14 protein-coding genes are annotated in these 14617 nt (G+C 58.6%); 5 read left to right on the top strand and 9 right to left on the bottom strand.

Annotated features, from left to right (window positions below; genetic code table 11):
* Positions 1–52 precede the first annotated feature (52 nt).
* Positions 53–778 (top strand): SDR family NAD(P)-dependent oxidoreductase, encoded by a 726-nt coding sequence (locus tag UM93_RS04890; protein WP_045074035.1) that lies wholly within the window; start codon positions 53–55, stop codon positions 776–778.
* A gap of 36 nt (positions 779–814) precedes the next feature.
* Here the strand turns inward: UM93_RS04890 and UM93_RS04885 are convergent, their stop codons facing one another.
* The 3 genes from UM93_RS04885 to hrcA form a co-directional block, all read right to left on the bottom strand.
* Positions 815–1558: a 16S rRNA (uracil(1498)-N(3))-methyltransferase gene (locus tag UM93_RS04885; protein WP_045074033.1), complete on the bottom strand. Its 744-nt coding sequence runs from the start codon at positions 1556–1558 to the stop codon at positions 815–817.
* Between the two features lie 61 nt (positions 1559–1619).
* Positions 1620–2753 (bottom strand): molecular chaperone DnaJ, encoded by a 1134-nt coding sequence (gene dnaJ / locus UM93_RS04880; protein ID WP_045074031.1) that lies wholly within the window; start codon positions 2751–2753, stop codon positions 1620–1622.
* Between the two features lie 38 nt (positions 2754–2791).
* Positions 2792–3802, bottom strand: coding sequence for a heat-inducible transcriptional repressor HrcA (gene hrcA, locus UM93_RS04875; protein WP_045074029.1), 1011 nt, complete (start codon positions 3800–3802; stop codon positions 2792–2794).
* 198 nt (positions 3803–4000) lie between these two features.
* Here hrcA and UM93_RS04870 point away from each other — a divergent pair, with 198 nt between their 5' ends.
* Both UM93_RS04870 and UM93_RS04865 read left to right on the top strand, forming a co-directional pair.
* Positions 4001–4825, top strand: coding sequence for a DUF3097 family protein (locus UM93_RS04870; RefSeq protein WP_045076894.1), 825 nt, complete (start codon positions 4001–4003; stop codon positions 4823–4825).
* A 43-nt stretch (positions 4826–4868) separates the two neighbouring features.
* On the top strand, positions 4869–5291 hold the full coding sequence (locus UM93_RS04865) for a DUF4870 domain-containing protein (protein ID WP_045076892.1): 423 nt from the start codon (positions 4869–4871) through the stop codon (positions 5289–5291).
* Here UM93_RS04865 and hemW read toward each other — a convergent pair.
* Together hemW and lepA are read right to left on the bottom strand one after the other, a co-directional pair.
* A complete protein-coding gene (gene hemW / locus UM93_RS04860; RefSeq protein WP_045074028.1) occupies positions 5280–6509 on the bottom strand; it encodes a radical SAM family heme chaperone HemW in 1230 nt (409 codons plus the stop codon). The genes UM93_RS04865 and hemW overlap by 12 nt on opposite strands.
* A gap of 24 nt (positions 6510–6533) precedes the next feature.
* Entirely contained in the window at positions 6534–8396 is a 1863-nt protein-coding gene (gene lepA / locus UM93_RS04855) for a translation elongation factor 4 (RefSeq protein WP_199921809.1), read from the bottom strand.
* Between the two features lie 70 nt (positions 8397–8466).
* On the opposite strand from lepA, the gene UM93_RS04850 reads away from it, so the two are divergent.
* Positions 8467–8883, top strand: a complete 417-nt coding sequence (locus UM93_RS04850; RefSeq protein ID WP_052663631.1) for a type II toxin-antitoxin system PemK/MazF family toxin — start codon at positions 8467–8469, stop codon at positions 8881–8883.
* A gap of 171 nt (positions 8884–9054) precedes the next feature.
* Positions 9055–9318: a 30S ribosomal protein S20 gene (rpsT, locus tag UM93_RS04845; RefSeq protein ID WP_045074025.1), complete on the top strand. Its 264-nt coding sequence runs from the start codon at positions 9055–9057 to the stop codon at positions 9316–9318.
* A 492-nt stretch (positions 9319–9810) separates the two neighbouring features.
* Here rpsT and holA read toward each other — a convergent pair whose 3' ends face one another.
* The 4 genes from holA to UM93_RS04825 form a co-directional block, all read right to left on the bottom strand.
* On the bottom strand, positions 9811–10824 hold the full coding sequence (gene holA / locus UM93_RS04840; RefSeq protein WP_045074023.1) for a DNA polymerase III subunit delta: 1014 nt from the start codon (positions 10822–10824) through the stop codon (positions 9811–9813).
* A gap of 79 nt (positions 10825–10903) precedes the next feature.
* Positions 10904–12595 (bottom strand): ComEC/Rec2 family competence protein, encoded by a 1692-nt coding sequence (locus tag UM93_RS17045; RefSeq protein ID WP_157874099.1) that lies wholly within the window; start codon positions 12593–12595, stop codon positions 10904–10906.
* A gap of 118 nt (positions 12596–12713) precedes the next feature.
* Positions 12714–13559, bottom strand: a complete 846-nt coding sequence (locus UM93_RS17040) for a helix-hairpin-helix domain-containing protein (RefSeq protein WP_052663629.1) — start codon at positions 13557–13559, stop codon at positions 12714–12716.
* A gap of 98 nt (positions 13560–13657) precedes the next feature.
* The gene (locus UM93_RS04825; protein ID WP_045074021.1) at positions 13658–14602 is read right to left on the bottom strand and encodes a DegV family protein; all 945 of its coding nucleotides are present in this window, start codon (positions 14600–14602) and stop codon (positions 13658–13660) included.
* Positions 14603–14617: the final 15 nt, after the last annotated feature.

The raw sequence follows: 14617 nt of genomic DNA, 5'->3' as shown, positions 1-14617 counted from the left end.
GTAGGTGATTGGTCTTGGACGAGGGCGCCGAGACCGCTGCAGCATGTAGGTTATGACTGAACAGAGGATTGCGCTTATCACCGGCGCTAATAAGGGAATTGGTTACCAGATCGCTGCTGGTCTGGGGGCGCTTGGCTGGCGCGTCGGGGTGGGAGCGCGCGATCAGCAGCGACGCGATGCAGCGGTCTCTCGACTGCGCGACGCTGGAGTCGACGCCTTTGGTGTTCCGCTGGAGGTGACGGATCAGGCAAGCGTTACTGCGGCGGCCGAGTTAATCACCAAACAGGCCGGAGGGCTAGATGTTTTGGTCAATAATGCCGCTATTACCGGCAGCCTGCCGCAGCATCCGAGCACCCTCGATGTTGGTGTGGTAGCAGCAGTTGTCGACACCAATGTACTCGGGGTGATCCGGGTGACCAACGCGATGCTACCGCTGCTGCGTGCCTCAGCGGCTGCCAGAATCGTCAATATCTCCAGCAGCGTGGGCTCGCTGACGCTGCAAACAGCGCAGGGCGTTGACTTGGGGGCAGTCCCCACCGCCTACTTGGCCTCCAAGACCTTCCTCAACGCGCTCACCATCCAGTACGCCAAGGAACTACGGGGCTCCAATATTCTGGTCAACTCTGGCTGCCCGGGCTTCACCGCCACCGACCTCAATGGTTTTAGCGGCGACCGCACTGCGCAACAAGGCGCCGCCATCGCCATTCGACTAGCAACTCTGCCGGCTAACGGCCCGAGCGGTGGCTTCTTCAACGAGGCAGGAACCGTGCCTTGGTGAGCTCCAAACACCTCAGTGGTGGCGGTGTTGAAAGCCTTACCAACGTCCCAAATGCTGGCTGAGCACGCTAATCGCCGCTGGCCCAGCTGTAGACGAACGAAGTACGTGCTGGCCTAGTCTCAGTTGCACCGCTCCGGCCGACGCGAAGAGCTCTAGTTCGCGAGGTGATATTCCGCCCTCCGGTCCGACAATAATGAGCAATTGCTGGCACTCGGCCAAGTCTGGGAGATCGGCGAGCGAACCACTCGCCTGCTCATGCAAGACCAAGAGTTTGGCCGAGCTTCCGAGCTGGGCCAAGGCAGTGCTGTCGAGCAGTCCGGTCACCTCAGGCAGCCAGGCTCGTCGGGCCTGTTTAGCCGCGGCCTGCACAATCTTCCGCCATTTAGCAAGCGACTTTTCAGCCCGATCCGCCTTCCAACGAACAATGGAGCGCTCCGCTTGCCAGGGGATGATTGTGTCCACCCCGAGCTCGGTGGCGGTCTCAATTGCGAGTTCGTCTCGACCATCCTTCGCCAAGGCCTGCACCAAGGTGATGGTCGGGATCGCCGGTAGCTCCCGTCGACGCGCCGCGACGCGCACCGTCAGAACACCCTGCTGGGCACTTTGCACGATGCATTCCAGGCGTAGGCCGCGACCATCGACGAGGTCGACGCTCTCCCCTTGGCTGAGCCGCTTCACGGTTGCCGCATGATGCCCCTCGGTGCCGGTGAGTTCGTAAACATCATCCACCGAGAGGTCACTGACTTCGTTGGCATCGGCAAAGAAAATCGGATTCGTCACTCTCCGAGTTTAGAGCCTGGACCGCGATCAGGTGTGCCGCCGGGTGACTCCAGCGATGCCGCTAAAGGTGACCGAGCTTATCTCGCAGTTTGGCGAAAACCCCGCCCGAGGCCGCGAGCTTACCCTCGGTATATTGCTCACCACGCAACGCAGCGAGTTGTTTTAACAACTCCTCCTGCGCCGCATCAACTTTGGTCGGGGTCTCAATGTTGAGTTCGATTTTCAGATCGCCCCGCCCCTGGCCGCGCAAGTGAGTGACCCCGAGCCCGCGCAAGGTAAGCACCTCGCCTGACTGGGTGCCTGGTTTGACGTTGAGCTGCTGGGTGCCGTCGAAGGTCTCAATATTGAGCTCAGTGCCAAGCGCAGCGGCCGTCATCGGAACATTCACGCTGGCATGCAGGTCATCGCGTTCCCGAGAGAACAACGCATCCCGATTGACCCGCATCTCAACATACAGATCTCCGGAAGGGCCGCCTGCCGGGCCAGCTTCACCTTGGCCGCCGAGCTGAATCCGGGTTCCGGTATCGACGCCCGCAGGCACCTTAATGGTCAACGAACGGCGTGAACGTACCCTGCCCTCACCCATGCACTCATTACATGGCTCCGGAATCACTGTGCCGTGCCCCTGACAGGTGGTGCAACTGGTCACCGTCATCACCTGACCAAGAATGGAACGCACCGGACGCTGCACCTGCCCACTGCCGTGGCAGATCTCGCAAGTTTGCTCCGTGGTACCTTCGCGGCAACAAGAACCCTGACAGGTCTCGCAGAGCACCGCAGTGTCAACTTCAATCTTCTTATTTACACCGAAAACCGCTTCCCGAAGCTCGATTCGAACCCCGATCAGCGCATCCTGGCCGCGTTGTTTGCGCGGAATTGGCCCTTGTCCCGAACCACCTTGACCACCGAAGAAGGTTTCAAAGATGTCCTGGAACGCGAAGCCCTGACCGGAGAAGCCACCGCCACCGAAGCCTGAATCAGTACCGTTTTCGTTGCCTGTGGTGTCGTAAACCCGACGCTTCTGCGGATCAGAAAGCACCTCATAAGCGTGCGAGACGTCCTTGAACTTCTCCTCGGCGTCGTCCCCTTGGTAAACATCGGGGTGATATTTACGCGCCAGCTTACGATAAGCCTTTTTGATTTCCTCACCGGTCGCATCGCGGGAAACACCCAATGCCTCATAATGATTGGTCAAAGTTGTACGTTCTCTTTCTCTTCGAAACTACACACCGGCTAGCCGGCCAAAATTCTTGATAGGTACCGAGCGACGGCGCGAACCGTCGCCATAGTATTGGGGTAGTCCATTCTGATCGGACCCAGCACGCCCAGCTTCGCGGTACCGCTGCCATAGGCGGTGGCCACTACCGATGCCTCCGAAAGCGAATGGTAAGAGTTCTCCCGGCCAATGCTGACCGCGACTCCCCTGGCATCCTGCGCCATCTCGGAGAGCAGCCTAAGCATCACCACCTCCTCTTCCAACGCGTCCAAAACGGGACCGATGCTCAGCGGGAAATCGACATTGGAGCGGGTCAGATTTGCTGTCCCGGCGACCATAAAACGCTCTTCTCGGGCTGCCTGAGCGAGCGCCAGCAAGCCCTCGGCGAGCACCCGCGCAGCGGCGTCAACCGTCACCGGGGCTAAGCCGAGCACCGCGTCGAGGGCAGACGAAAGCTGGCTCACCTGGGTTCCAACCAGTGCGGAGAGGAACTGGGTGCGCAGTTCGGAGAGTTCCTCGCTACTGAGCTGTTGACCGAGGTCAAAGACACTCTGCTCGACCTTGCCATCGTCGAGGATCAAGACCAATAAGACCTGGTGGGGTGCCAGCAGCACGAATTCGACATGCCTAACCGCCGAATTTAACGAGGTGGGGTATTGCAAGACGGCCACCTGGTTAGTCAGCTGAGCTAAGGTGCGCACGGTGCGCTCCAAAACGTCATCCAGATCCGCTGGCCCGCTCAGCACAGCCTGAATGGCTCGCCTCTCCGCTACTGACAGAGGCTTGACCTCGGTGATCCGATCCACAAAAAGACGGTATCCCTTATCGGTGGGGATCCGTCCCGCCGAGGTATGAGGGGCGGTAATCAGCCCCTCTTCTTCCAGCGCGGCCATATCGTTACGAATGGTGGCACTAGAAACACCCAGACGATGGCGATCAACTAGGGCCTTTGAGCCTACCGGTTCGCGGGAATTCACATAATCTTCAACAATGGCCCGCAATACTTCGAGCTTGCGCAATTCGCTCATTCCCGCCTCCTCACCTCGGTATCGCCGCTTGGGTATGAATTAGCACTCACCTACTCCAAGTGCTAAGTCTAATACTTTCCGGGCCGGCTTGATTCCGTGGCGCAGGCGTGTCAGCCAGCGGCGAACCAGCGAGTAGGACAGACTTGAGGAGTGAGTTCCTCTTTTGATTACACCTCCTGGGGCCCGGCCGCACAGCCAATGAAATCGGCACGAAAGAAGCTTTTGCAGGTACCTGCGAGTCCCGGCGCGGTCTTCGAGGACGTGCAGAGCGGCTGGGTCGGTGCGGTGATTCGCACCGAGAAGTCCGGTGGTATGCACATTATGGTGTTGGAGGACCGGCGTGGGAAGACAAAGTCCTTTCAGCTCGGCTTCGGCTTCCTGGTGGACGGCGAGCCGGTCGAGGCGATCGCCCCGGTGGCGACAGCCAAAGCGCCAGCGAGTTCAACCCAGCGCACCGCCTCCGGTTCGGTCAAGGTTGCTGGCGCCCGGGCCAGGGTCGCCCGCGCGAGCAGAATTTGGGTCGAGGGCAAGCACGACGCTGAGCTGGTGGAAAAAGTTTGGGGTGACGACTTGCGGCTGGAAGGCATAGTGGTCGAACCGCTTGGCGGTATCGACGATCTGGTCGCTGCGGTGCGTGTTTTCCAGCCAGGACCGCAGCGGAAACTTGGCGTTCTGGTTGATCATTTAGTGCCGCATTCCAAGGAGTCCAGAATAGCTGCTGAGGCGATGTCGCTACCGGGAGCGGCTGGCAATGTACTGCTGGTCGGGCACCCCTACGTCGATGTTTGGCAAGTGATTAAGCCTAAAGCTCTGGGAATCGCGGAATGGCCGACAATCCCGCGAAATATTGAATGGAAACGCGGCATTCTGCAGGCATTCGGTTGGCCCTCCGCGGATCAAGCAGATATTGCTCAGGGCTGGCAACGACTGCTCAGTAAGGTAAATAGCTATGCCGATCTGGAGCCGACATTATTAGCTCGAATTGAGGAAGTCATAGATTTCCTGACGACTGAAGTATCCTGATGAGGGAGTTTCTTTTGTTAGCGATCAGCGAGGACAGTCAGTGATTTTTCCTGGTGGAGATGAGGACGCTCAGCAGCAAGCTGAACGTCACACCCAACAGTTCGAGTCGGCCCCAGCGCGAGCACTTCCGCTGACTGCTACCGAGGATCAGCAATTCGCTTTTCTGGCCCATTGTGGCGGCATCCTTGGCTTCTTCCCGTCCCTGATTATCTATCTCATTTTCAAGGACCGTGGTCCTTTTACCGCTCAAGAGTCCAAAGAAGCCTTGAACTTCACCCTGCCGCCCACCGTGCTGGCCATTATTCTCAATATCTTGGCAATCAGCATTCCGGTCGTTGGCAGCGTATTTGCCATCCTTGCCGCGGTGATCTGGGCCACTTTGACGGTTTTTTCGGTCATTGCAGCAATTCATGTCAATCGCGGCAACCCATATCGTTATCCGATGAATTTGCGGCTAATCCGCTAGTAACTCACGCACCACGCCGTCGGCGAGCAACCGCCCCTTCAGGGTGAGACTGAGTTCTCCCCGGAAGGCGCGTGTCGGGTCGATGAGTTCACGGGCGATCAGCGAGGCGATTGCGCTCTTCGCTTTCACCCCAAGAGTACTAATCGCTAAGCCTTCAGCTAACCTGGCCCCAAGCATCACATTTTCGAGTTCCCTGGTCTGCGGGTCCAGAACTTCACGCGCGGCAGCGGGCGAAACACCGTCGTTAAGCCGAGCAGCATAGGCAACGGGATGCTTAACATTCCACCAGCGAACCCCGCCCATATGTGAGTGCGCACCCGGACCGATCCCCCACCAATCGTCGCCCCGCCAATACGCCAGGTTATGCTGACAAGCATCATCCGGAGTTCGGGCCCAGTTGCTCACCTCGTACCAGCTCAGCCCGCCCCGGCTCAGTAGCTCTTCGGCTATTAGATACTTTTCGGCATGATCATCATCGTCGATCATCGGCACCTCACCGCGTCGAATTTGCGCCGCCAACCGAGTGCCCTCCTCAATGATGAGCGCATAGGCGGAGAGGTGATCAGGCTGATAGCTGAGCGCAGCTTCGAGTGACTCTCGCCAATCCGCCAGTGATTCCCCGGGGGTGCCGTAAATCAAGTCGATACTAACTTTTAGACCAGCCTGCCTAGCCCACTCGACAGCCTGCGGCACACGCTCCGGACGGTGTGTGCGGTCCAGCACCTTGAGTACTTTCGGCACCGCCGACTGCATGCCAAACGAGACTCTGGTGAAGCCAGCCTGCGCGAGCCTTTGCAGACTCTGCTCAGTGACCGAGTCCGGATTCGCCTCAGTGGTCACCTCAGCGTCCTGCTCAATTCCCCAGTGTGCAATGGCAGCGCCGAGAATAGCGGCTAGATCGTCAGCTGGAAGCAGCGTCGGCGTGCCACCGCCAAAGAACACCGTGCTGAGTTTGCGCTCAGGCATCCCCGAAGCGCTTAGCGCACGGGCCGCGAAGTCAAGTTCCTGGATCGCGGTGCCGGCATAGGCTGCCTGCGAGGCACCGCCGCCCAGTTCAACCGCGGTATAGGTGTTGAAGTCGCAATAACCGCAACGCACCGCGCAGAACGGAATGTGCGCGTACAGGCCAAAACGCCGGTCCGTTGCCCGCTGGGCTGATTGCGGCGGCAACACGCCGTCGGCCGGAGCCGGATCCCCCTCAGGCAAAGTGCTCGGCATACTTAGCTCTCCGCATCCTGGCGACTATTTCTTCGCCTTATCTTTGCTGTCTTTACTGGATTCGGAGGAGAGCGCCGCGATGAAGGCCTCTTGTGGCACTTCTACCCGGCCGACCATCTTCATTCGCTTCTTGCCCTCTTTTTGCTTTTCCAGCAGCTTACGCTTACGGGTGATATCGCCGCCGTAGCACTTGGCCAGCACATCCTTCCGAATCGCCCTGATGTTCTCCCTAGCAATGATCCGAGCACCAATGGCAGCCTGAATCGGCACCTCGAATTGCTGACGGGGAATCAACTCGCGCAGCTTGCCGGTCATCATCACACCGTAGGAGTAGGCCTTATCACGGTGCGTGATGGCGCTGAAAGCGTCGACTTGCTCACCTTGCAGCATAATGTCGACCTTGACCAGGTCAGCCACCTGATCGCCGTCGGCTTTCCAGTCCAGCGAACCGTAGCCACGGGTCTTCGATTTAAGGATGTCGAAGAAGTCAAAGACGATCTCAGCGAGCGGCAGCCGGTAGCGGATCTCCACCCGATCCTCGGAAAGGTAATCCATCCCGCCTAGGATGCCACGACGGCTCTGGCAGAGTTCCATAATGGCGCCGACAAAATCGTTCGGTGCCAGAATGGTGGCGGAAACCATTGGCTCGCGAACTTCAGCGATCTTACCGGTCGGGTACTCACTCGGGTTGGTGACGTGGACGATCTTCTTGTCCTCCAAGGTCACCTCGTATTCAACGTTCGGAGCAGTCGAAATCAGGTCGAGGTTATACTCCCGTTCCAAACGCTCCCGGGTGATTTCCAAGTGCAGCAGCCCCAGGAAGCCGACCCGGAAGCCGAAGCCCAAAGCTGCCGAGGTCTCCGGTTCATAGACCAGGGCGGCGTCATTGAGCATGAGCTTTTCCAGTGCATCGCGAAGCACCGGATAGTCGGTGCCATCCAGTGGGTAAAGCCCCGAGAACACCATTGGCTTCGCATCTTCGTAGCCGCCGAGCGATTCCTTGGCAGGCTTGTGCAGACCCGTGACAGTATCTCCGACCTTGGACTGACGGACGTCTTTTACCCCGGTGATCAGGTAGCCAACCTCGCCCACTCCGAGCCCCTTCGACGGCGTTGGCTCCGGTGAGCTCACGCCGATCTCCAGTAACTCGTGCGCGGCACGGGTGGACATCATCTGAATCTTCTCGCGCGGGGTCAACTGACCGTCGACCACCCGAACGTAGGTGACTACGCCACGATAAGTGTCGTAGACGGAGTCAAAAATCATCGCCCGAGCCGGGGCGTCAGGATCACCCTGCGGTGCCGGCAGCTCATGCACGATCTGATCCAAAAGAGCTTCGACGCCAACCCCGGTCTTGCCGGAGACCATCAGTACGTCCTCCGGTTTGCCGCCAATGAGGTTCGCCAGCTCAGCCGCATATTTTTCGGGTTGCGCGGCGGGCAGATCTATCTTGTTCAGCACCGGGATGATGGTCAGGTTATTTTCCATCGCCAGGTAAAGGTTCGCTAGCGTCTGAGCCTCGATGCCCTGAGCAGCGTCGACCAGCAGAATGGCACCCTCGCAAGCCGCCAGGGAACGGGAGACCTCGTAAGTGAAGTCAACGTGACCGGGGGTATCGATCATATTTAGGCAATAGGCCTGCCCGTCCACTTCCCAGGGAATGCGCACTGCCTGCGACTTAATGGTGATGCCGCGCTCGCGCTCAATGTCCATCCGGTCCAGGTACTGCGCCTTCATATCGCGCTGTTGGACGACGCCGGTCAGCTGCAACATGCGGTCCGCGAGAGTAGATTTCCCGTGGTCGATGTGGGCGATAATGCAGAAGTTCCTAATGATCGCCGGATCGGTCGCGGCGGGCACCGGTGCGGTGCGGGCCATGGGTGACACAGATGTTCCTCACTGTTGGGGTGCTCCCCTGGTAAACGGAGCAAATTCAATTCTCCCATATGCTGGTGCTGTGAGTGACGAAGCAGCTGATTATCACGGCCCCGGCACCGTCAGATATGCCCCGCAGCCGGATGGCGAGCCTGACCCCGGTGAAATCGTCTGGACCTGGGTCCCGTTTGAGGATGATCCGACGCAAGGGAAAGATCGCCCGGTGCTGCTGATCGGCAACGACGGACCGTGGCTGCTCGGCTTGATGATGACGAGCAAGGACCATGTGCAAGGTAGCGCTGTCGATCAGCGCACGCATCGTGACTATGTTGACGTCGGAATCGGCGGCTGGGACAAGCAGCAGCGCGCAAGCGAGGTTCGGGTGGATCGTATTCTGCGCATCGCGGCGGAGAAAATTCGCCGCGAGGGTGCCGTGCTCGGTGCCGAGCCCTTCAACCAGGTGGCCGATGCCCTGCGACTACGACATGGCTGGCGCTAAACTCCCATCTAACCGGGAAAGTCTGCTAAAATTTATTGCTGTGTGTCCGCGCAGGTCGGCGGTCACGACGGATCAGCCGGACGTTCACCAAAATCGAGCATCCCCACGCCGCTGTCAATGGTTGATTCAACGCCCTCTAGACCATTTCCGCTTTAACAAGAGAGTTCATACGTGGCTAATATCAAGTCCCAGAAGAAGCGCATTCTCACCAACGAGAAGGCACGCCAGCGCAATGTTGCTGTCAAGTCCGAGCTGAAGACTGCGGTTCGCGCAGTCAACGAAGCCATCGAGGCTGGCGACAAGGAAACCGCAACCACCGCGCTGGTTGCTGCTAACCGCAAGCTGGACAAGGCTGTCAGCAAAGGTGTTATTCACCTGAACCAGGCAGCCAACCGCAAGTCTGCGATCTCCAAGAAGGTCAGCAAGCTTAGCTAAGTTTTCTAAACACTGATGGCCGGTCCCTTTCGGGACCGGCCATCAGTGTTTAACACTTAAAGCCGGTAAACCTCAGGCTACGTCCCTAACATCCCCTTGCTAGGGGATAGAAATTCCATATTTTTCCTTGACGAATCGCCAAAATAGCGGCACTGCCTCGGCCGCAGGCCTTTCGATTCTTTCGTCCCATCCGGTAACCGAACGATGCTCAATCACGACAAACCCTCGCGGCGGAGGCTTCATCGATTCGGGCGATCGAACCTAGATAAAGTCTTTTGGCGCTTTTCCCAATGGCCGAGAAGTCACATGTAGATCGTACATAGAGGTTCTTCCAGCCAGACGATTTGCGCCGCTGCCGCTCACAATGCTTTCGAGGATATCGAGAAGGTAGTGCGGCTCTTCTTGGCGAGAGCTAACCGCCCGGATAGAATCAACGATCTCATCCCAAGGCCTTGGGATGAACCGAACCCCGCCTGCAATGCTGCTCACCTATCAGCGCCCGCGCGCCGCGGTAGCAATGATAGTGACTGCCCGCTCCACGGCGTAGACCGGATCGCGGGAAGCACCTTTCACCTGGGCATCGGCGAGGGCCAGCGCGCGAATCGCTTCGGCCAGCCCTTCTTCGCTCCAGCGCTCTGCTTCGCGACGCGCCTGGTCAACTTGCCAGGGCGCCATCCCGAGTTCCTTGGCCAAACCCGCCGAACTCCCTCGGGCACCATAAACTTTCGCCACCGCACGAACCTTCATCGCGAGCGAGGCCACCAAGGGCACCGGATCAACACCGGTGGCAAGCGCGTGTCGCAAGCTGGAAAGCGCCACTGCGCCGTTCCCGGCGACTGCTGCATCGGCGACTTTGAAAGCTGTCGCTTCAACTCTGCCGCCATAATATTTGTCCACTAGCTCAGCGCTAATCGGACCGTCCACGTCGGAAACCAGCTGACTACAGGCAGCGGCCAATTCGGAGAGCTGCGAACCAACCGCGGCGACCAGGGCGCGCACCGCTTCCGGAGCGATTCTGCGGTTGGCAGCTTTGAACTCTGCCACCACAAATTCCGCCTTTTCAGAATCTTTTTTGAGCGGCTGGCACTCCACAAAGGGAAAACCAGCTGCCTTAACGGCGTCGAGGAGTTTCTTACCACGCACCCCGCCGCCATGCTGTAGGACCACCACGCAATCAGTCTCAGGCGATTCAAGGTAACTCAGCGCCTCAGCGAGGAAAGTGTCACTCATACTCGCCAAGCCAGAAATTTCAATCAGCTTGCTCTCACCAAACAGTGATGGACTCGCGGCCATCATCAGCTCACCCCCGGCGTATTGGGCGGCCTCTAAGCGGGTAATCTCAAGATCCGGGTGCGCTTGACGCAAAGCCATCCGAACCGTCTCCATCGCGCGGTGAGCAATGTATTCTTCGGGTCCCTGGATCAGGATGATCGGAGCCGCCGGAATCGCCCGCCAGCTGACAGTATTCGCCTTAGCCGCGCTCTTTGCTGTTTTAGCCGTTGCCACCCCTCAAGCCTGCCATGCGATACCGACATTGGAAAACCAATGACTAGAACCGACAGCCATCTACGGTCTGCTGAATCGGCTACATCGGCAAACCGTAAAGCCGAGCGAATAACCATCGACTTGCCAACCAGCCCAGCAGCATTACTAGCGCTAAGCTCAGACCTCTGAGCAAGGCTTTCAGCAAGCAACAGAGGACAGCTAGCCCGGGAGCAGCAGCCAGCAGCTCGGCTACCCACCGACCGCGGCGGGAATACAGCACACCAGCGGCGAGCAGCAATAATGGAGCGATCGCCATCAGCAACACTCCCGGAACACCTTCCGGCCACGGCAATGAGGCCCCAGGCAAGGCGGCAAAAAATCGTGCCACATCGGCGACCCACCCAGCGCCCAGGCCGGAAATGAACAACAACGGGCTCGCAAATCCGGGAGCCAACAGGAGCAGTGGGATGGCGACTATGCCGGCTAAGGTACAGATCGTCACCACCGGCGCCGCGAGGATATTGGCAAACAGCGCATAACTGCTGAATTTCGGTGTCAGCAACACAATCACGGGTGCACAGAAGAGCTGCGCTGTCAGTGGTACCGCCAAAGCTAGGGCGATGCTTTCTGGCAGCCAGCGCGCAAGAAGCTTCTGGATTGCCTGAGCACTGGTAATCAGTCCGAATGTCGCTAACACCGAGAGCAAAAAACCAAAGTCTAAGGCGAGCCATGGATCGATTAGCAGCAGCACCAGCACGGCAGTAGAAAGTAAAGCCAGCTGCTGTTTGCTACGCCCGCCGAGCACTGCCACCACACCGAGCACACCCATCGTTGCTGCCCGCAGCACACTTGCCTGTGCCCCAACCACGATGACAAAACAACTAAGCGCCAAGATACCAGCGAGTGCAGAGAGATAACGCGGCAGTCGCAGAGTGCGGGCCAGCAGCACGATACCGATCAGCACCACGCTGCAGTTCATCCCACTCACCGCAGTGAGGTGGCTGAGACCCACAACTTTCATCGCTTGGCCAAGAGCTGGCGGTAATCCACTTCTATCCCCTATAGTCATCCCCGGCAGTAGTGCGGCAGCGTCGGGCCAGCTGGCAGCCCAGACCGATAGAGAGTCGGCTCGCAGCCGCTGTCTAAGGACGTCGACCACTGTGATCGAATCCGAGGCGCTCAACACAGTTGGCGTGGTTTTCGGCAAGAGCAGAAGCCGGGTCTTAGGTGCACCAGGGAAGGGTCGCAATTCGCCCAGTATCCTGACAGTGTCCCCTCCTCGCAGCCCCAGCCAATGCTGGTCCCCCTGCACTCTAACCGGTAGGTTGACGGAGCTGCCTTGCTCGCCGCGAGAGGCTCGCGTTATGGTTGCAGCAATCAAGTCCGTTGGTAGCGAATCGCCGATATCCGTCGGAGATTCGTCAATGTGGAGTTCAAATTCGAGAGTGCTCCGTTGCATCGAACCCTGCTGAATCAACTCTGGAATCCGCGCTGTGGTCACCGCATTTGAAAACAATAAAAACACTGTCGCTAGCCCCACCGTCACTACGCACTGCCAAAGCGGTGCAGCACCGTATTTCCCATACGCAATGACGACTACAACGAGGATGGCCAGCCCCAAGAGGCTAAACCCCACTACCTTTGCTACGGCAGCGGGTAATTGGATGCCAGCCGCAGCAGCCAACCAGCAGCAAAGACCGGCTGGAAGCAACCTCACGTCGTTCCAGAGTGCGGCACCACGCGCTCTGGGCTGCCGCAGCTTCAGCTTCAGACCGCGCAGCGACCGCCGCACCAGCCCGGTATATAAGTTACTTTGGCGCCGAGGCTCCGAACCACGCCGCAGCGCAACTTCATGATGGTCTACTGCGCTCCGATACTGTTGCCAGCTTCGCTGCACTTTTCCCGGCCGCTCAGACCGCAATCAGTGGGAGCAATGCCTCAAGCATCTTGCTGCCTATACCGGGCACAGAATCCAGATCATCCGGTTTCTTAAAATCTCCGTGCTCATCATGCCAGTCCCGAATACGTTGAGCCAGCACCGGACCGACCCTCGGCAAAGTAAGTAACTCCGTGACCGAGGCGGTATTGATATTGACCTTTAACCCGCTTATTCCGGCTAGCCCGCCGACGCTACCCTTTTGCACTCCGACTGCTGAGTTATTCAGGACCGACTGATTTGCCCCGGAGCTGGCAGTGCTCGAACCACCAGCAGCGAGTGTACTTGCTGCCTTCGCTTGCGCACTGCTCGGCACCATAATCTGTTGACCATCTTGCAGCGTAGCCGCCAAATTGAGAGCACTCAGCGCAGCCGTCTTCAGAGCACCTCCAGCGGCCTGAATTGCCTGGTAGACCCGACTCCCCGGCGGCACGTGTTGCACACCGGGATGAGTCACTTCCCCCACAATATGCACCACGAAACTGGCAGCTCCGGTCTGTCCCGAGGCCGAAACAGAAGCCGAAACAGTACTTGCCGGGTTTGGGGCTGGAACTTTGTCCGAGCCAACTCGCAAACTGGGTACCTGCACCGAGACCTGTTGCATCCGACCGTCGCCCGGCCCGGTATTGGTATTTATCAGCCAACACACTACTGCTAGAACTGCGGCCAGCAGCACAGTCGCTATTGCTGCCTTGGCAGTCACCCGCCAGCGTATCTTTTGTCGTAAAGACTCAACCCGAACCGCAGATTGAACCTCCGCTTCGGGGAACAATTGCGCCAGTCTTGAGCTAAGCGCGAGATGCTTATTGCTGCTTGCCATCCCATCAAGCTATGCCGAGACAATCATGAGCTCAATAAGAGTATCGCTGGATGTGTGAAAAACGGCCTTTGGCCGGGGATGTGCAGGAGGAGTTAACGCTATTCAACGCCGGTGATTACCACGGCCAACACACCAAGTCCCACATGCGCGGCTAATACTGCTGGTAGGTCGCTGATGAAGGCGAGTTCGGGTGGTACCGGCATGGCGCGGACTCGATCCAAAAGGTTCTCAGCTTGGTCAGGATTGCCGAAATGATGCACAGCCGCTTGGCACTGCACCTTCTGAGCTTTCCGATCAATAATTTCTTGCGCGACCAACTCGTCCATCCTGGCAATCGCTTTGGCACTGGACCTCACCCGCTCCAGGGGAACCACCTGACCATTAGCTACGCTCAAGATCGGCTTGATCGCGAGCACGGTGCCAAACCAGGACGCGGCCGCTCCAATCCGACCACCGCGGCGCAACTGTTCAAGCGAGGGAACATAGAAGAAAACCTTGCTGCTCTGCAGCTGCTGATTGACAATAGCCAGCACCTGCTCAAAGTCGTCCCCCCGTTCAGCGGCACGTACCGCAGCCTGCACCGCGAACCCTTGAGCCATCGCGACAGTTCGGCTGTCCAGCACGTGCACCGGGACCTCTACTCGTCCCGCGGCCAGCCTAGCTGCCTCTACGGTGCCAGAAAGCTCAGCAGAAATATGCACCGAAAGTATCTGCTGATAACCCTGATCAGCCAAGCCCTGGTACACCCGTTCGAAATGACCGGGCGAAGGCCTAGAGGTTTTCACCGGCTTACCGGCGGCTAGTGCCAAGCTCAAGGTGCTCAGCAGCTCCGGGTCGCCTTCATCGAAGATCTCGCCGTCCACCATCACCGGCATCGGCACCACAGTGAGGAGCTCGGATCGGAACCCCGCTGGTAGGGCGGCGGCAGAGTCAGTAACCACTGCCAGCCGAGGCTCAACGACCGCCGACGGGGCGCTCTGCCGGTCGCCCGGTAGCCGCAATTTAGCACGCAACCAGCCGAGCGGCCCCTCCGAACCCGTCATGCCCTAACCATGCGT

Source organism: Psychromicrobium lacuslunae, assembly GCF_000950575.1.
Taxonomy (GTDB): domain Bacteria; phylum Actinomycetota; class Actinomycetes; order Actinomycetales; family Micrococcaceae; genus Renibacterium; species Renibacterium lacuslunae.
The sequence above is the reverse complement of the archived record's forward strand: the minus strand, read 5'-3'. Positions and strand labels throughout refer to the sequence as shown.